We start from the raw sequence: 17,856 nt of genomic DNA on the forward strand, positions 1-17,856 counted from the left end.
CCTGTAGCGATGACTGCGCAACAGTAACTGCCTCCATAAAAAAAGGCCACCGTTAAACGGCGGCCTTCAGGTTTACTGATTACCTGTCATATTGCCGTAGGGCAGGCTGTCGTAGGATCTCAGGGATGACGGCTTGTAGGGATCGCCAATCCAGCGGGTGATCTCCCTGAACTGCGGGTTCACCAGCGAGCGGGTGGGATCGTAGCCGTCGTAGCTCAGGCCAGCCAGATCGGACCAGGTATGGATCAGCTCTGCGCTACTGTATTTGCGGTTTATGTCGCCGCTGAAGTCGCGAGGGTGCGCCGCCTGCCACTGGTCTGAAGTCCATATCAGGAACGGGATGGTATACATGTGCCGGGTTGGGTTGCCCTCGTTGCGCCCCTGGGTTTTGTGGGGCGGCGTGTCGTACACCTCTTCTCCGTGATCGGAGAAGTAGAGCAGGAAACCGTTCGGATCTGTCTCTTTATAGGCGTTAATCAGGCTCGCAACCACGTGGTCGTTATGCAGGTTAGCGTTGTCGTAGTCGTTGTACTCTTCGGCCTGGTCAGCGCTCAGCCCTGCGGGAACGTTGTCGGTTTTGCCGTCAAATTTCCCCCAGCTCTCCGGGTAGCGGTACTTATATTTAATGTGGGTACCGAGCAGGTGCACGATGATAAATTTCTTCGGCGCCGGATCCTCCATCACCGCCTTAAACGGCGCCAGCACGTTGGTGTCGTACTCGCGGGCGCTCTGGGTGCGCTGCTGATTCATATAAAACTGTTTGTCGGTCTGCTTTGAGAATACCGTCAGCATGGTATTGCGCTCGGTCATCGTCTGCTGGTTGGTTATCCAGAACGTTTTGTATCCGGCCTGCTTCATCATGTTCATCAGCGACGGTTTAGTCAGGTACAGATCCGGATGCTGTTCGTTGGCGAAGGTGAGCGCCTGCTGGAGAATTTCGATGGTGTAAGGCCGGGAGGTAACGACATCATTAAAGACCGTCAGGTGATTGTCGTACTTGCGCAGGCTATCCAGCTCCGGCGTGGTTTCCCGCGGATAGCCGTACAGGCTCATGCGTCCACGCTGGGTGGATTCGCCGATAACCAGCACCAGCGTGCGCGGGGCGCTGCCGGAGGCATCGTGCAAATTAGCCAGCGGGGGCAGGGCGCTGTTGGCATTAAGCAGGCGATTCAGGCTGCCGAGCTGCTGGCGATACTGGTAATAGCCGGTAATAAACTGCCAGGGCGCGGCGGGCTCCAGGCGCGAGGCCAGTTTACCTAAGGCTTTTTCCACCGGCTTGTGCTTAATCAGCGTATCGCTGACCAGCGGATTGAGAATCAGCCCGTACAAAATGGCAAAAGAGACAAGCCAGCGCCACGGCGTGGGAATATAGATGGGTTTCAGGCGCGACCACAGGAAAATAACCGCAGCGGTATAGGCGATAGCGGTCAGTATAATTCTGCCGTTCAGATACTGGCTGAGGTACTCGCCGGCTTCTCCGGTGTTCGATTCGAACAGCGTAAACAGGACGCTCTGGGAGAACTCCTGCCCGTAAATGATGTAATAACAGAGCGTTGCCAGCGATGTGGCCCACAGCACGATGCCAATTACCGCAGCAATAACGCGTGTTCTGGACGGAAACAGGAACAGGGGAATCAGCCACAGAGAGCTATACAGCAGGGAATCGCGCAGCCCGTTGGTGCCGCTGAATCCGCTAAAGCAGATGATGGCCTGCAGCAGCGTTGAGAAAAACCAAAAATAAAGCAGCGCCGCGCCAAGCGCTTTCCAGCTAAATTTGCCTTTAACCGGGGAAGATCCTTTCGCCGGAGAAGAAGTTGAAAACATGTTTTGTACCCGCGTGTTTAGGTGGCACAAAACGTAGCGGGAAGAGATTAAGCAAACCTTAATTCGCGGTCGCGATCGTAACTATTTCGCTCAGAAAAAGTCACTCTGGGTGATAAATGAGAGGGTTCCGTGGAGAAGTACAGTCGGCACCGCGCTGCCTTGCAGCAGGCGCGGCGCCGGGCGGGGATTAGCCGGTGTTGCGCATGCCTGCGGCAACGCCTGCAATGGTGACCATCAGCGCCTGCTCGACGCGCGGATCGGGCTCTTTGCCGGCCTCTTCAGACTGGCGGGAGCGGTGCAGCAGTTCGGCTTGCAGGACGTTCAGCGGGTCGGTGTAGATATTGCGCAGCTGGATAGATTCGGCAATCCACGGCAAATCCGCCATCAGATGCGAGTCGTTGGCAATATCCAGCACCACTTTGATATCCGCCTCCAGCTGCGTGCGCAGTTCGGCGCCCAGCGGCCACAGCTCTTTTTTCACCAGCCGCTGATCGTAGTATTCGGCCAGCCACAGGTCGGCCTTGGAGAATACCATTTCCAGCATTCCCAGGCGGGTTGAGAAGAAGGGCCAGTCGCGACACATGGCTTCCAGCTCGCTCTGCTTGCCTTCTTCCACTACGGTTTGCAGCGCGGCGCCGGCGCCGAGCCAGGCTGGCAGCATCAGGCGGTTCTGGGTCCAGGCAAAAATCCACGGGATTGCGCGCAGGGACTCGACACCACCGGTCGGGCGGCGCTTGGCCGGACGCGAGCCCAGCGGCAGCTTGCCCAGCTCTTGCTCCGGTGTCGCCGAGCGGAAGTAGGGCACGAAGTCTTTGTTTTCGCGCACGAAACCGCGGTACATCTTGCAGGAAACATCGGACAGCTGGTCCATGATGCCGCGCCAGGCGGGTTTTGGCTCCGGCGGCGGCAGCAGGTTAGCTTCCAGGATAGCGCTGGTGTACAGCGACAGGCTGCTGACGGTGACTTCCGGCAGGCCGTACTTGAAGCGGATCATCTCCCCCTGCTCGGTGACGCGCAGGCCGCCCTTCAGGCTGCCCGGCGGCTGGGAGAGCAGCGCCGCGTGGGCAGGCGCGCCGCCGCGGCCGATTGAGCCACCGCGGCCGTGGAACAGCGTCAGCTCGATGCCGGCTTTTTCACAGGTTTTGATCAGCGCGTCCTGGGCCTGATACTGGGCCCAGGATGCGGCCATCACGCCGGCGTCTTTTGCCGAGTCGGAGTAGCCAATCATGACCATCTGCTTGCCCTGAATAAAGCCGCGGTACCAGTCGATATTCAGCAGCTGGGTCATCACGTCGTTGGCATTATTCAGGTCGTCGAGGGTTTCAAACAGTGGCGCCACCGGCAGCGCAAAGCCGATGCCTGCTTCTTTCAGCAGCAGGTGAACGGCTAATACGTCGGACGGGGTTTTCGCCATCGAAATCACGTAAGCGGCGATGGAGCCTCGCGGCGCTTCGGCAATGACCCGGCAGGTGTCGAGTACCTCGCGGGTTTCGTCGCTCGGCTCCCAGCTGCGCGGCAGCAGCGGGCGTTTGGAGTTGAGTTCGCGGATCAGGAACGCCTGTTTGTCGGCCTCTGACCAGCTTTCGTAGTCGCCGATGCCGAGATAGCGGGTCAGCTCGGCGAGTGCTTCGGTGTGGCGGGTGCTTTCCTGGCGCACGTCAATGCGCACCAGCGGTACGCCGAAGCTTTTCACCCGGCGCAGCGTATCAAGCAGCTCGCCGTTGGCAATAATCCCCATGCCGCAGGCCTGCAGAGATTTATAGCAGGCGTACAGCGGTTCCCACAGCTGTTCGTTCTGGGTAATGAGCCCGGCCGGCTTCGGCAGTTTTTCGCCTTTCAGGCGCGCTTCCAGCCACGCCTGGGTCGCCATCAGCTGGCTGCGCAGGGTTTTCAGCAGATAGCGATAAGGTTCTGCCGCGCCCGCTTCGCCCGCGTATGCGCGCAGTTCGTCGGTACAGTTCACCATCGACAGCTCGGAAATCAGCAGCTGAACGTCTTTCAGGAACAGGTCGGTGGCCTTCCAGCGGCTCAGCAGCAGCACGGTGCGGGTGATATCGGCGGTGACGTTCGGGTTGCCGTCGCGGTCGCCGCCCATCCAGGAGGTGAAGCGGACCGGGACAAAGTCTACCGGCAGCTGGTAGTCGAGATGCGTTTCAAGCTGTTCGTTGAGCTCGCGCAGAAAGTGCGGAACCCCTTCCCACAGGCTGTTTTCCACCACTGCAAAGCCCCACTTGGCTTCGTCTACCGGGCTCGGGCGGTGCTTGCGGATCTCATCGGTGTGCCAGGACTGGGCAATCAGCTGGCGCAGGCGGCGCATCAGGCTGTGGCGCTCGTAATCGGCGAGATCCTGGTTATCGAGCTGCTTGAGGCAGCTGTTGACCTCGCCCATTTTGTGGATCAGGGTGCGGCGGGTAATTTCGGTCGGGTGCGCGGTGAGCACCAGCTCCAGCGACAGCGCTTCGACGGCTTTCGGGATGGTGTCTTCGGTGAAGCCGGGCTGATCTTTCAGCTTGCGCAGCGTGCGGGCGATGACTTCCGGGTTGCTCGCCGCCTCGCCGCTCGGGGAGATGCTGTGGTACTGCTCGGCGGTATTGGCCAGGTTCAGGAACTGGCTGAACGCACGCGCTACCGGCAGCAGCTCGTCATTGGACAGGTTTTGCAGCGTGGTGAGCAGCGCCTGGCGGTCGGCCTCGTTGCCGGAACGCGAGGATTTCGACAGCTTGCGGATGGTTTCAACCCGATCGAGAATATTTTCACCCAGAGCTTCTTTAATCGTTTCGCCCAGTACCTTGCCGAGCATACTGACATTACTTCGCAAAGCGGAATATTGTTCGTTCATTAACCCAGACACCCCATCTCATTTATGTATGCCACCGAATTTTGCGCAACAGTAACGAGACCGCAGACAGTACAGCGCGTGCGGTACGAAATTGTCAGAACGTGGTATTCGGTCATTTGTGATAGTCACTTTATAAAGCCACGTAAAAACTCCCGCGTCAATTGCGGCGAAATCGGTTCAGCAACGCGAAAAATGAATGAAATTGCCGAAACTTAACCGGTAGCGTGCGGAATAAGTATTGCTTATAGCGCGAGGGCGTAAATTGCCCTTCCGGTCGGAAGGGCAGAGGTGCATCAGTGCCAGCAGAAGTGGTGGATGACTTTGCCGATAAGCTCGCGGGTCGGCTTGATAAAGCGGGTTTCCAGAAACTCATCCGGCTGGTGGGCCTGATTAATGGAGCCCGGGCCCAGCACCAGAGTCGGGCACAGGGTCTGGATATAGGGCGCTTCGGTACAGTAATTCACCACTTCGGCCGTGGTGCCGAGCAGTTTTTCCACCACCTGCACCAGGTTGTGGTCCGGCGGACATTCGTAGCCGGGGATAGGCGGATGCAGCTCGGAAATGGTCAGCCGGCCTGGCCACTTCTCGCTCACCGGCGCCAGCGTTTCCACCAGCAGCCCGTTTAAATCGTTCAGCGTCATGCCCGGCAGCGGGCGAATATCCATATGCAGCTCGCAGCAGGCGCAGATGCGGTTTGAGGCATCGCCGCCGTGGAGCGAGCCGAGGTTCAGCGTCGGATACGGCACCGCAAAGGCGGCGTTGCGGTAGCGCTCTTTCAGCGAGTCGCGCAGCTGCATGATGCGCCCTACGGCGTCATGCATCAGCTCGATAGCGTTGACGCCGCGATCCGGATCGCTGGAGTGGCCGGACTGACCCAGTACCCGCACGGCGCTGGACATGTGGCCTTTGTGGGCCCGCACCGGCTGCAGCGAGGTCGGTTCGCCGATAATTGCGCAGTCAGGGCGCACGGCGGTGGTTTCGGAGAAGTAGCGGGCGCCCGCCATGCTGGTCTCTTCATCGGCTGTCGCGAGGATGTAGAGCGGCTTTTTCAGCTTCGTCACATCCACGTCACGCAGGGCGTCGAGGATAAAGGCGAAGAAGCCCTTCATGTCCGCGGTGCCGAGGCCGTACAGCTTATTGTCGTGCTCGGTGAGGGTAAACGGATCCCGCGTCCAGCGTCCTTCGTCAAAGGGGACGGTATCGGTATGGCCGGCCAGCAGCAGGCCGCCGGCACCGTGGCCGGTGCTGGCCAGCAGGTTAAACTTGCGTCGCGTTCCGGGCACCGGCTGGATCTCAACGCGAAAGCCAAGTGTGGAGAACCACTCACCCAGCAGATTGATTAAAGCTTCATTACTCTGATCGAGCGATTCTTCCGTGGCGCTAATGGACGGAGTGGCGATCAGCGCGCGATAAATCTCGATAAACGGCGGTAAAGTGTTTTTCATTGTTGACACACCTGAGGTCGTGATAGTATCAATATTCATGCATTAATTATGAATAAAAATACACTATCGTTACGCATTAAGGAACCCGATGTTGAATACGCTGATTGTCGGCGCCAGCGGTTATGCCGGTGCTGAACTGGTAAATTACATAAATCGTCATCCGCAGATGACCATAACCGCTTTGACCGTCTCAGCGCAAAGCAATGATGCGGGAAAACGCATCTCTGACCTGCATCCGCAGCTGAAAGGGATTGTAGATTTGCCGCTGCAGCCGATGTCCGACATCCGCGAATTCAGCGCCGGCGTTGACGTGGTGTTTCTGGCGACGGCGCACGAGGTCAGCCACGATCTTGCGCCGCAGTTTCTTGCCGAAGGCTGCGTTGTGTTCGACCTTTCTGGCGCTTTTCGCGTTAACGATATCGGGTTCTATGAGAAATATTACGGCTTCACCCACCAGCATCCAAAGCTGCTGTCCCAGGCGGTTTACGGCCTGGCGGAGTGGAGCGGCACGGCGCTGAAAGACGCGGCGCTGATTGCGGTGCCGGGCTGCTATCCCACTGCGGCACAGCTGGCCCTAAAACCGCTGATCGATGCCGGGCTGCTGGATTTGAACCAGTGGCCGGTCATTAACGCCACCAGCGGCGTGAGCGGTGCCGGGCGCAAGGCGGCAATCTCCAACAGCTTCTGTGAAGTGAGCCTGCAGCCTTACGGTATCTTTAACCATCGCCATCATCCAGAAATTGCCACCCACCTCGGTGCCGACATTATTTTTACGCCGCATCTGGGTAACTTTAAGCGCGGTATTCTTGAAACCATCACCTGCCGCCTGACGCCGGGCGTCGATCGTCCGCAGATAGCGGACGCGCTCGGGGCCGCCTACGCGGATAAACCATTGGTGCGCCTGTACGACAGCGGCGTGCCGGCACTGAAAAACGTGGTTGGCCTGCCGTTTTGCGATATCGGCTTTGCCGTGCAGGGCGAGCATCTGATCCTCGTTGCGGCGGAAGATAATCTGCTGAAAGGTGCGGCCGCGCAGGCCGTACAGTGTGCCAATATTCGTTTCGGTTTTGCCGAAACCGAGTCTCTTCTCTGAATGGATAACAGCGTAATGAATCCTTTAATTATCAAACTTGGTGGCGTGCTGCTGGACAGTGAAGAAGCGCTGGAGCGCTTGTTTACCGCGCTGGTTAACTATCGTGCCGAGCATCAGCGCCCGCTGGTGATTGTGCACGGCGGCGGCTGCGTGGTGGACGATTTGATGAAGCAGCTCAATCTGCCGGTGAAGAAGAAAAACGGCCTGCGGGTAACCCCGGCGGATCAAATCGACATTATTACCGGCGCGCTGGCAGGTATCGCCAATAAAACGCTGCTGGCGTGGGCGAAGAAGCACCAGATCGCTTCGGTTGGCCTGTATCTGGGTGACGGCGACAGCGTCAGCGTCACTCAGCTTGACGAAGAGCTTGGGCACGTTGGGCTGGCTAAGCCCGGGTCGGCAACACTGATTACCACGCTGCTGGAAGGCGGCTTCCTGCCGGTGGTCAGCTCAGTCGGCGTCACCGAAGATGGCAAACTGATGAATGTTAACGCCGATCAGGCAGCGACGGCGCTGGCCGCAACCCTGGGTGCAGACCTTATTCTGCTCTCGGACGTGAGCGGTATTCTGGACGGCAAAGGCCAGCGCATCGCGGAGATGACCGCAGCGAAAGCGGAGCAGCTGATTGAGCAGGGCATCATTACTGACGGAATGATCATCAAAGTTAACGCGGCTCTGGATGCTGCCCGCACGCTGGGTCGCCCCGTGGATATCGCCTCGTGGCGCCATGCGGAGCAGCTGCCGGCGCTGTTTAACGGCACGCCAATCGGCACGCGGATCCTGGCATAATATTTTTCTGTCTCTCCGCAGGAGAGCGCACAACACATCATATTTTAAAGGAAACAGCTTATGGCACTTTGGGGCGGGCGCTTTACTCAGGCAGCGGATCAGCGGTTTAAACAGTTCAACGACTCTTTACGCTTTGACTATCGTCTGGCGGAGCAGGATATCGTCGGATCGGTTGCCTGGTCAAAAGCGCTGGTTACCGTCGGCGTGCTGACCGCAGACGAGCAGCAGCAGCTTGAGGCGGCGCTCGGCACGCTGCTGGAAGAGGTGCGCGCCAATCCGCAGCAAATTCTCGAAAGCGATGCGGAAGATATACACAGCTGGGTGGAAGGCAAGCTGATCGATAAAGTGGGCCAGCTCGGCAAGAAGCTGCACACCGGGCGCAGCCGCAACGATCAGGTCGCCACCGACCTCAAACTGTGGTGTAAAGATGCCGTCACCGGGCTGCTGAGCGCGGTGCGCGAGCTGCAGAGCGCGCTGGTGGAAACTGCCCGCAACAACCAGGATGCGGTCATGCCAGGATATACCCACCTGCAGCGCGCCCAGCCGGTAACCTTTGCCCACTGGTGCCTGGCTTATGTGGAAATGCTGGCCCGCGATGAAAGCCGCCTGCACGATACCCTCAAGCGTCTCGACGTGAGCCCGCTGGGCTGCGGCGCGCTGGCGGGAACTGCCTATGAAATCGATCGCCAGCAGCTGGCCGGCTGGCTGGGCTTTGCCTCTGCAACCCGTAACAGCCTCGATACCGTTTCCGACCGAGACCACGTGCTGGAACTGCTGTCCGACGCTTCCATCGGCATGGTGCATCTGTCGCGCTTTGCCGAAGACCTTATTTTCTTCAATACCGGTGAAGCGGGCTTCGTTGAGCTGTCCGATCGCGTCACCTCCGGATCCTCGCTGATGCCGCAGAAGAAAAACCCGGACGCGCTGGAGCTCATCCGCGGCAAGTGCGGGCGCGTTCAGGGCGCACTGACCGGCATGATGATGACCTTGAAAGGCCTTCCGCTGGCGTACAACAAAGATATGCAGGAAGACAAAGAGGGGCTGTTTGACGCGCTGGATACCTGGAGCGACTGCCTGCACATGGCGGTGCTGGTGCTGGACGGGATTCAGGTTAAGCGCGAGCGCTGCCAGGATGCGGCGCAGCAGGGTTATGCCAACGCCACCGAGCTTGCAGACTACCTGGTGGCTAAAGGCATTCCGTTCCGCGAGGCGCACCATATCGTCGGTGAGGCCGTGGTAGAGGCTATTCGCCAGGGCAAGCCGCTGGAAGAACTCTCCCTGCCGGAGCTGCAGAAATTCAGCTCAAGCATTGGCGACGATGTCTATCCCATCCTGGCGCTGCAGTCCTGCCTGGATAAGCGGGCGGCCCAGGGGGGCGTATCGCCGAAGCAGGTAGCACAGGCCCTTGCGGCAGCGAAAAATCGTCTGGTGTAAAATTGCACCAGTCATTCACGATACCCGAGCCAGCTTCGCGCTGGCTTTTTTTATGCAAAAAAAAGCGGACCGTCTTGGTCCGCAAAGTTCACGTTGGCTTTTGTTGTTCAGCATGAGAGGAAATTCTCTGAACAGGTTAGTGGCATCAAGGGTTAAATGAGGTACCACTATTTTGTGTTGATGATTATTGCCTGGAATGCTTGATAGGGATAATCGTTCGTTGCTATGCTATCTATCGCCACGAACTATCGTGCGCTGGAGGATGAATAATGAATATTCGCGATCTTGAATACCTCGTGGCGCTTGCCGAGCATCGCCACTTCCGCCGCGCGGCAGACTCATGCCACGTGAGCCAGCCAACGCTGAGCGGGCAAATCCGCAAGCTGGAAGACGAGCTTGGCGTGATGCTGCTGGAGCGAACCAGCCGCAAGGTGCTGTTTACCCAGGCAGGTCTGCTGCTGGTGGATCAGGCCCGCACCGTGCTGCGCGAGGTCAAAGTGCTCAAGGAGATGGCAAGCCAGCAGGGGGAAACAATGTCTGGCCCGCTGCACATTGGTCTGATCCCGACCGTCGGTCCCTATCTGCTGCCGCTCATCATTCCGATGTTGCACCAGATGTTCCCCAAGCTTGAGATGTACCTGCACGAAGCGCAAACCCAGCAGCTGCTGGCCCAGCTCGACAGCGGGAAGCTCGACTGCGCAATCCTGGCGCTGGTAAAAGAGAGCGAGGCCTTTATTGAGGTGCCGCTGTTCGACGAGCCGATGCTGCTGGCTATTTATGAAGATCATCCGTGGGCCGATCGCGATCGCGTCCCGATGTCCGATCTGGCGGGTGAAAAGCTGCTGATGCTGGAAGATGGCCACTGCCTGCGCGATCAGGCGATGGGGTTCTGCTTTGAAGCTGGTGCAGATGAAGATACGCATTTCCGCGCGACCAGCCTGGAGACGCTGCGTAATATGGTGGCGGCGGGCAGCGGGATCACGCTGCTGCCGGCGCTGGCGGTTCCCGCCGAGCGCAAGCGAGATGGCGTGATTTATCTGCCGTGCATTAAGCCGGAGCCGAGACGTACTATCGGACTGGTCTATCGCCCGGGCTCGCCGCTGCGCAGCCGCTATGAGCAGCTGGCAGAGGCCATCCGCGAATCAATGGATGGCCATTTCGACAAAGCGTTAAAAAAGGCGGTTTAAACCGTTGAGAGCCGCAACCCGATAGGCTTCCGCCATTGTCGGGTAATTGAAGGTGGTGTTAACAAAGTACTCGATGGTGTTACCGCCGCCTTTCTGCTCCATAATCGCCTGGCCGATGTGAATAATCTCGGCCGCGCGTTCGCCAAAGCAGTGGATCCCCAGGATCTCCTTCGTTTCCCGATGAAACAGGATCTTCAGCGTGCCGACGTTCATGCCGACGATTTGCGCCCGCGCCAGGTGCTTAAACTGCGCCCGACCCACTTCATAAGGCACTTTCATCGCCGTCAGCTGCTGTTCGGTTTTCCCGACGGAGCTAATTTCCGGAATGGTATAAATACCGGTTGGAATGTCTTCCACCAGGTGAGCTGTCGCTTCGCCTTTCGCTACTGCCTGCGCGGCAATACGTCCCTGATCGTAGGCGGCCGAGGCCAGGCTTGGATAGCCGATAACATCGCCCACGGCGTAAATATGCGGTACCGCCGTCTGGTACATGCTGTTTACCTTCAGCAGGCCGCGGCTGTCGGCCTGCAGGCCGACGTTTTCCAGCGCCAGCGTGTCGGTATTACCGGTGCGGCCGTTGGCGAACAGGATGCAGTCAGCTTTTAGCTTTTTGCCGGATTTAAGGTGCATGATCGCACCGTCGTCGGCGCCTTCAATCTTCTCGTACTCTTCGTTGTGGCGAATCACCACGCCGTTATTCCAGAAGTGATAGGAGAGCGAGTCGGACATCTCCTGATCGAGGAAGGCCAGCAGGCGGTCGCGGGTGTTGATTAAATCTACTTTGACCTCCATACCGCGGAAAATCGACGCATATTCGCAGCCGATAACCCCGGCGCCGTAAATAATTACGTGGCGCGGCTCGTGGTGCAGGTCAAGGATAGAGTCGCTGTCGTAAATGCGGGGATGGTTAAAGTCTACGTCTGCAGGGCGGTAAGGGCGCGAACCGCAGGCGATGACAAATTTTTCGGCGCTGATGGTTTCAACAGATCCATCGTGGCACTTCAGGGCAATGGTGTGTTCATCAACAAAGTGGGCGTCGCCCTGCAGCATTTCGCAGTGGTTGCGCTCGTAAAATCCCTGGCGCATGCGGGTTTGCTGGTTAATGACGCTGTCGGCATGATTAAGGATGTCGGCAAAGGAGGAGCGGAGAAGTCGGGTGTGGTCGCTGTATAAAGGGTTCTGGTTAAACTCGATGATTCGGCTGACCGCGTGGCGGAGCGCTTTTGACGGGATAGTGCCCCAGTGGGTACAGCCGCCGCCGACATTGTGGTAGCGCTCGATAACGGCAACGCGCATTCCCTGTTTAACCAGCCCCATTGAAGCCCCTTCACCGCCGGGGCCGGAGCCAATTACTATTACATCATAATCATAGGTATCTGACATGGTGGGGTTTACCTGCTCTTATACGTAAAATCAACATAATGGTAACATCGCTGAGACGTTTACCCAATTATCGCTGCGTATTTTGGCATCAAAAGAGCACAAACTCCTCATCCCTGCATCACGCTTTTTACTGCAAGTAATACGCAAAGGCGCTGATTTTTCGGATTAATAATCATTCACAATCCATCGTTAAACGATCATTTTCATTCTCTGGTATAGTGCCTGACTGGCAGAGGGAAGGATTCAGATATCGTGATGGGCGTAAGAGCGCTACAAAAAGAGAAAACCCGCCGTTCGCTGGTGGAAGCCGCATTTAGCCAGCTGAGTGCGGAACGTAGTTTTGCCAGCCTGAGCCTTCGGGAAGTTGCCCGCGAGGCGGGCATTGCACCAACTTCTTTCTATCGCCATTTCCGCGACGTTGACGAGCTTGGGCTGACGATGGTCGATGAGAGCGGGCTGATGCTGCGCCAGCTGATGCGCCAGGCGCGCCAGCGCATTGCTAAAGGCGGCAGCGTTATCCGCACCTCGGTTTCAACGTTTATGGAATTTATCGGTAATAACCCGAATGCTTTCCGACTGCTGTTGCGCGAGCGTTCAGGCACGTCGGCGGCGTTTCGTGCGGCGGTCGCCAGGGAAATTCAGCATTTTATCGCTGAACTTGCGGACTATCTGGAAATCGAAAATCACATGCCGCGCGCCTTTACCGAAGCGCAGGCGGAAGCGATGGTGACTATTGTCTTTAGCGCCGGCGCCGAAGCGCTGGATGTCACCCCCGAGCAGCGCCTGCAGCTCGAGGAGCGGCTGGTGCTGCAGCTGCGGATGATTTCCAAAGGGGCTTACTACTGGTATCGCCGCGAGCAGGAAAAGACAGCCCATCACGGCGGGTAACTCTATTTTTGAGTAAGTGAAGGATGAGTGAGTAATGAAACAGACTGGTCAAGATAAAGGTACATTGCTGCTGGCGCTCATCGCCGGCCTGTCAATTAACGGAACGTTTGCTGCGCTGTTCAGCTCCATTGTGCCGTTTTCCGTATTCCCCATTATTTCCCTGGTGCTGGCGATTTACTGCCTGCATCAGCGCTATCAAAACCGCACCATGCCGCTGGGGCTGCCAGGGCTTTCTGCCGCCTGCTTTATTTTAGGCGTGCTGCTTTTCAGTACCGTTGTACGGGCTGAATACCCGGATATCGGATCTAACTTTTTCCCGGCGGTGCTGTCGGTCATTATGGTTTTCTGGATAGGCTACCGGCTGCGGAACCATAAAGCGGATACGGCGGAATAATTCTCAGTGGTTCGGGCTGGCGCAAAGCCAGCCCGGAAAATCTTACTTCTTCGTCAGCCAGACGCCGCACTCCATGTGGTGGGTGTACGGGAACTGATCGAACAGTGCCAGGCGCGCAACCCTGTGCGTTTTTCCTAATGTCTCCAGGTTCTTACACAGCGTTTCCGGGTTACAGGAAATATAGAGAATGTTGGGGTAGCCCTGCACCATCTTCTCCGTTTCGCTGTCCAGCCCGCTGCGCGGCGGATCGACGAAAATCGTCTCGCACTGATAGCTCTTCAAATCGATGCCCTGCAGACGGTGGAACTGCCGCACGCCGGTCATGGCCTGAGTAAACTCCTCCGCCGACATGCGAACGATCTGCACGTTGTCGATGTGGTTAGCGGCAATGTTGTACTGCGCCGCAGCCACCGACGGTTTGGCAATTTCGGTCGCCAGCACGCGATTGAAGTTGCGGGCCAGGGCGAGCGAGAAGTTACCGTTGCCGCAGTACAGCTCCAGCAGATCGCCGGTAGCATGCTGCGTCACGCTCTGCGCCCACTCCAGCATCTGGATATTCATCGCGGCGTTAGGCTGGGTAAAGCTGTTCTCGACCTGGCGATAGATCATCTCGCGGCCGCCGATCGGCAGGCGCTCGTCCACGTAATCCCTGTCGAGCTCAATTTTGGTTTTCGTTGCCCGGCCTATTAGCTGCACGTTTAGGCCGCTGGCTCTTAAGGCGTCGCGCAGGCGGGTAGCCGCTGCCGTCCACTCATCATCCAGCTTTTTATGATACAGCAGCGAGACGATCGCCTGGTTGCTGACGGTGGTCAGGTAGTCCACCTGGAACAGCTTGTGACGCAGGTTTTTGTCGGTTTTCACGCCGTCAATAATTGCCGTCATCAGCACGTTGATCAGCTCGCTGGCTGCCGGAAACGTGTCGACGCGAATACGCTGTTTTGTCGCCTGATCGAACATGATGTGGTACAGGTTATCGCCGTCGTGCCATAGCCGAAATTCCGCCCGCATGCGGTAGTGGCTGACGGGCGAGCGAAAGACCTCCGGCACAGGCGCGTCGTGCGCGGCCATCATGCTCTGCAGACGGACAACTTTTTCCGCCAGCTGGGCTTCATACTGTTCTGTCGGCAGGTGTTCGGGGGTCATAGCGCTTCCTGAATAAGAGAAATTACGCGGGGGATTGTAGGGGATGAAACTACGATGTCCAGACTTTATCCAGCGTAGCTGTCTGGACATCTAAACGGTTATGAATGTAACATTCTGCTTCCGGTCTCAGCGAGTGAAAAGGGAATCCAGTGCAAATCTGGAGCTGACGCGCAGCGGTAAAGACTGGCGGGATGAGTAATAAAGACACTGCGGCAACGTGGGAAGTCGTCATCCACAACACGCCACCAAGCCCGAAGACCTGCCGGAGTACGTCGCAACGGATGCTCATCATCGCGAATTAATGATGGGGCCGGCGGCATCCTTCTTATTATCTGGATGCTTTAAAAATGATTAAAAAAATCTCGCTGCTGACGGCGTTCTCCGTCACGGCTTTTTCGGGGTGGGCGCAGGATGGCGGCTCAGAGACTTTGGTGGTGACAGCAAACCGTTTTCAACAGCCGGTGAATACGGTATTGGCGTCTAATTCTATTGTTACGCGGGAAGATATTGAGCGCTGGCAGGCGAAAAGCATCGTTGAAGTGATGTCTCGTCTGCCTGGTGTTGATATTGCTCAAAATGGTGGATTAGGGGCCAGTTCATCGACATTTATTCGGGGAACGGAATCTCGCCATGTTTTAGTGCTTATTGATGGTATACCGCTTAATAACGCAGGTATCAGTAACGTTCCTGATTTAAGTCAGATACCTGTCTCTCTGGTGCAGCGGATTGAATACATTCGAGGCCCAAGATCGGCACTTTATGGTTCAGATGCCATTGGTGGCGTTATCAATATTATTACGGGCCGTGACAACCCGGGCGGTGAAGTTTCCGCGGGGATTGGTTCTAAGGGCTATCAAAGCTACGACGGCTCTTTTCAGCACCAGTTTGATAAAACTAAAGTCACTCTGGGTGGCAACTATACTTACACGCACGGCTTTAATATTGATGCTAAGGATGCACCATCTCAGCCTGACCGTGATGGATTTATGAGCAAATCAATTTTTGGTTCAGTAGAGCAGCAGATTACCGAAAGTATCAATGGGTTCGTTCGTGGTTTCGGCTATGACAATCGTACTGCTTATGACGGGTATGATCACTATGATAGCAATTTTATGGTTGATGGTACCCCTGATACTCGCCAGTTATATAGTCAGAACTGGGATATGGGGTTACGTTACAGTCAGGGTATTTATCAATCGCAACTTGTTACTGGTTATGGCCGTAGCAAGGACCTGAACTATGATCCAAAAAAGGGTCGTTATGCCACATCAGCAACAATGGACGATGTGAAGCAATATACTGCTCAATGGCTGAATACCTTTACTGTTGGGCACGGTAATATCGGTGCTGGTTTTGACTGGAAAAAGCAAAAAACCAAAGCCGGAACAGGTTATTTGAATCAAGGATATGAACAGCGTAATTCAGGAGTATTTCTTTCCGCCACGCAGCAGTTTGATAGCTTGACGCTAGAAGGCGCCGCGCGAAATGACGACGATTCCAATTTTGGTCACCATAACACCTGGCAGACGAGTGCTGGATGGGAGTTTGTTGAGGGCTACCGCATCATCGGCTCTTATGGTACAGCCTATAAAGCTCCCACTATGAGTCAAATCCACAGTGCGGATTACGGAAATCCCGATCTCAAGCCTGAAAAAAGCAAACAGTGGGAAGGTGGTTTTGAGGGACTTACAGGCCCAATAAACTGGCGAGTAACAGGTTATCGAAACGATGTAAATAACCTGATTGAGAGCGATCCCCGTACCTTTCACTTCTACAATACGGGTAAAGCACGTATTAAAGGTATCGAGGCGACGGCTCAGTTTGATACAGGGATAGTGGCGCATCAAATTTCGTATGATTATGTTGATCCTCGTAATGCTAAAACGGACGAAGTGTTGGCTCGTCGTTCTAAGCAACAGGTTAAATATCAGTTAGACTGGCAGGCGATGGCTCTGAACTGGAATGTTGCTTACCGTTATCTTGGCACACGCTATGATGTCGCTTATGACCCAAATACATACTCTTCAGAACGTATGAAAATGGGCGGCGTCAGCCTATGGGATCTCGCGGTTTCATATCCGGTCACAACACACCTGACGGTTCGTGGTAAAATTGCCAACCTGTTCGATAAAGATTATGAGACAGTTTATGGCTACCAAACTGCAGGACGGGAATACAACTTGTCTGGCAGCTACACCTTCTGATCCACGCCCCACCGTGCTGGTTTTTGATTCCGGCGTTGGTGGGCTGTCGGTCTATGATGAGATCCGGCACTTGCTGCCGGATCTGCATTTCCTCTATGTCTTCGACAACGTGGCCTTTCCCTACGGTGAAAAGAGCGAAGATTTTATCGTTGAGCGCGTGCTTGAAATCGTGACTGCTGTACAGGCCCGCTATCCTCTGGCGTTAGCTGTGATTGCCTGTAACACGGCCAGCACGGTTTCACTACCCGCTCTGCGTGACAAATTTACTTTTCCGGTCGTCGGCGTGGTGCCCGCGATCAAACCGGCGGCAAGGCTAACGGCTAACGGCGTTGTAGGATTGCTGGCCACCCGCGGAACGGTGAAACGTCCTTATACTCTGGAGCTCATTAACCGCTTTGCCCACGAATGCCATATTGAAATGCTCGGGTCGGCGGAACTGGTCGAGCTGGCCGAGGCGAAGCTTCACGGAGAACCTGTTCCTCTTGACGAGCTGCGCCGCATCCTGCGTCCGTGGCTGAGAATGCAGGAGCCGCCGGATACGGTGGTGCTGGGATGTACCCATTTTCCGCTTTTACTGGACGAGCTTAAGGCTGTATTGCCTGAAGGCACGCGGCTAGTGGATTCCGGAGCGGCAATCGCCCGCAGGACGGCCTGGCTGCTGGAGCACGAGGCGCCAGAGGCGGGATCATCCGAAGACAACATTGCCTTCTGTCTGGCGCTTACGCCTGAAACTGCACAACTTTTGCCCGTTTTACAGCGATATGGCTTTGAAAGGCTTGAAATGCTGACTGTTTAAGGCTGTTTTGAACAAAAAAAAGGCGGTTGAAAAGTTTTTTTAAAACAGGGCTTGTCAACGTCAGAGAACTCCCTATAATGCGCCTCCACTGACACGGAACAACGGCTTACAGGCCGCCGGGTTAGCGGGGTTCAGCGATGAACGCCGACGGAGAAAAGCGAAATTAAATGCTTGACTCTGAATGAGGAAAACGTATTATACGGGACCTCGCGACAGAGCGCTAAAGCGCGTCGCACTGCTCTTTAACAATTTATCAGACAATCTGTGTGGGCACTCAAAGTGACATGGATTCTTAATGTCTTCGGACACTAAATGAATACCAAGTCTCTGAGTGAACACGTAATTCATTACGAAGTTTAATTCACGAGCATCAAACTTAAATTGAAGAGTTTGATCATGGCTCAGATTGAACGCTGGCGGCAGGCCTAACACATGCA

13 protein-coding genes and 1 riboswitch are annotated in these 17,856 nt (G+C 56.1%); of the genes, 8 read left to right on the top strand and 5 right to left on the bottom strand.

Annotation, left to right across the window (positions count from 1 at the left end; all coding sequences use genetic code 11):
- Positions 1–72: 72 nt before the first annotated feature.
- The 3 genes from QZ766_RS09920 to argE form a co-directional block, all read right to left on the bottom strand.
- A complete protein-coding gene (locus QZ766_RS09920; protein WP_297200957.1) occupies positions 73–1,824 on the bottom strand; it encodes a phosphoethanolamine transferase CptA in 1,752 nt (583 codons plus the stop codon).
- A 187-nt stretch (positions 1,825–2,011) separates the two neighbouring features.
- Positions 2,012–4,663, bottom strand: coding sequence for a phosphoenolpyruvate carboxylase (gene ppc / locus QZ766_RS09925; RefSeq protein WP_297200959.1), 2,652 nt, complete (start codon positions 4,661–4,663; stop codon positions 2,012–2,014).
- A gap of 293 nt (positions 4,664–4,956) precedes the next feature.
- Positions 4,957–6,108, bottom strand: a complete 1,152-nt coding sequence (gene argE / locus QZ766_RS09930) for an acetylornithine deacetylase (RefSeq protein ID WP_297200963.1) — start codon at positions 6,106–6,108, stop codon at positions 4,957–4,959.
- A gap of 88 nt (positions 6,109–6,196) precedes the next feature.
- On the opposite strand from argE, the gene argC reads away from it, so the two are divergent.
- The 4 genes from argC to oxyR all read left to right on the top strand — a co-directional run bounded on the left by argC (position 6,197) and on the right by oxyR (position 10,611).
- Positions 6,197–7,201, top strand: coding sequence for an N-acetyl-gamma-glutamyl-phosphate reductase (argC, locus tag QZ766_RS09935; protein WP_297200967.1), 1,005 nt, complete (start codon positions 6,197–6,199; stop codon positions 7,199–7,201).
- The gene (argB, locus tag QZ766_RS09940) at positions 7,202–7,990 is read left to right on the top strand and encodes an acetylglutamate kinase (protein ID WP_297200971.1); all 789 of its coding nucleotides are present in this window, start codon (positions 7,202–7,204) and stop codon (positions 7,988–7,990) included.
- A 60-nt stretch (positions 7,991–8,050) separates the two neighbouring features.
- Positions 8,051–9,424 carry an argininosuccinate lyase gene (gene argH, locus QZ766_RS09945; RefSeq protein WP_297200974.1) on the top strand — a complete coding sequence of 458 codons (1,374 nt, stop codon included), beginning with the start codon at positions 8,051–8,053 and terminating at the stop codon, positions 9,422–9,424.
- 269 nt (positions 9,425–9,693) lie between these two features.
- A complete protein-coding gene (gene oxyR, locus QZ766_RS09950; protein WP_297200977.1) occupies positions 9,694–10,611 on the top strand; it encodes a DNA-binding transcriptional regulator OxyR in 918 nt (305 codons plus the stop codon).
- Here the strand turns inward: oxyR and sthA are convergent.
- Positions 10,594–11,994, bottom strand: coding sequence for a Si-specific NAD(P)(+) transhydrogenase (gene sthA / locus QZ766_RS09955; RefSeq protein WP_297200979.1), 1,401 nt, complete (start codon positions 11,992–11,994; stop codon positions 10,594–10,596). The two genes, oxyR and sthA, sit on opposite strands and share 18 nt — an antisense overlap.
- Positions 11,995–12,246: 252 nt before the next feature.
- Between sthA and fabR the strand changes: the two genes are divergently transcribed.
- Positions 12,247–12,882, top strand: a complete 636-nt coding sequence (fabR, locus tag QZ766_RS09960) for an HTH-type transcriptional repressor FabR (RefSeq protein WP_297200982.1) — start codon at positions 12,247–12,249, stop codon at positions 12,880–12,882.
- Between the two features lie 34 nt (positions 12,883–12,916).
- Positions 12,917–13,276: a YijD family membrane protein gene (locus QZ766_RS09965; protein ID WP_297200984.1), complete on the top strand. Its 360-nt coding sequence runs from the start codon at positions 12,917–12,919 to the stop codon at positions 13,274–13,276.
- A gap of 42 nt (positions 13,277–13,318) precedes the next feature.
- On the opposite strand, the gene trmA is transcribed toward QZ766_RS09965, so the two are convergent.
- Positions 13,319–14,419: a tRNA (uridine(54)-C5)-methyltransferase TrmA gene (gene trmA, locus QZ766_RS09970; RefSeq protein ID WP_297200986.1), complete on the bottom strand. Its 1,101-nt coding sequence runs from the start codon at positions 14,417–14,419 to the stop codon at positions 13,319–13,321.
- A gap of 104 nt (positions 14,420–14,523) precedes the next feature.
- Positions 14,524–14,701, top strand: a riboswitch (cobalamin riboswitch).
- A 65-nt stretch (positions 14,702–14,766) separates the two neighbouring features.
- On the opposite strand from trmA, the gene btuB reads away from it, so the two are divergent.
- Positions 14,767–16,623 (top strand): TonB-dependent vitamin B12 receptor BtuB, encoded by a 1,857-nt coding sequence (gene btuB / locus QZ766_RS09975; RefSeq protein ID WP_297200989.1) that lies wholly within the window; start codon positions 14,767–14,769, stop codon positions 16,621–16,623.
- Positions 16,568–17,419 (top strand): glutamate racemase, encoded by an 852-nt coding sequence (murI, locus tag QZ766_RS09980; RefSeq protein WP_297200992.1) that lies wholly within the window; start codon positions 16,568–16,570, stop codon positions 17,417–17,419. Before btuB ends, murI begins: the two co-directional genes overlap by 56 nt.
- The last annotated feature ends 437 nt before the right edge of the window (positions 17,420–17,856 follow it).

Origin of the sequence: uncultured Pluralibacter sp. (genome assembly GCF_913775985.1) — a bacterium.
Classification (GTDB): Bacteria; Pseudomonadota; Gammaproteobacteria; order Enterobacterales; family Enterobacteriaceae; genus Pluralibacter.

Coding starts and splice junctions, on each gene's coding strand:
- murI (WP_297200992.1), top strand. CDS start 16,568: ATGGCTACCAAACTGCAGGACGGGAATACAACTTGTCTGGCAGCTACA.
- QZ766_RS09920 (WP_297200957.1), bottom strand. CDS start 1,824: ATGTTTTCAACTTCTTCTCCGGCGAAAGGATCTTCCCCGGTTAAAGGC.
- argC (WP_297200967.1), top strand. CDS start 6,197: ATGTTGAATACGCTGATTGTCGGCGCCAGCGGTTATGCCGGTGCTGAA.
- oxyR (WP_297200977.1), top strand. CDS start 9,694: ATGAATATTCGCGATCTTGAATACCTCGTGGCGCTTGCCGAGCATCGC.
- ppc (WP_297200959.1), bottom strand. CDS start 4,663: ATGAACGAACAATATTCCGCTTTGCGAAGTAATGTCAGTATGCTCGGC.
- btuB (WP_297200989.1), top strand. CDS start 14,767: ATGATTAAAAAAATCTCGCTGCTGACGGCGTTCTCCGTCACGGCTTTT.
- argE (WP_297200963.1), bottom strand. CDS start 6,108: ATGAAAAACACTTTACCGCCGTTTATCGAGATTTATCGCGCGCTGATC.
- sthA (WP_297200979.1), bottom strand. CDS start 11,994: ATGTCAGATACCTATGATTATGATGTAATAGTAATTGGCTCCGGCCCC.
- argB (WP_297200971.1), top strand. CDS start 7,202: ATGGATAACAGCGTAATGAATCCTTTAATTATCAAACTTGGTGGCGTG.
- argH (WP_297200974.1), top strand. CDS start 8,051: ATGGCACTTTGGGGCGGGCGCTTTACTCAGGCAGCGGATCAGCGGTTT.
- QZ766_RS09965 (WP_297200984.1), top strand. CDS start 12,917: ATGAAACAGACTGGTCAAGATAAAGGTACATTGCTGCTGGCGCTCATC.
- trmA (WP_297200986.1), bottom strand. CDS start 14,419: ATGACCCCCGAACACCTGCCGACAGAACAGTATGAAGCCCAGCTGGCG.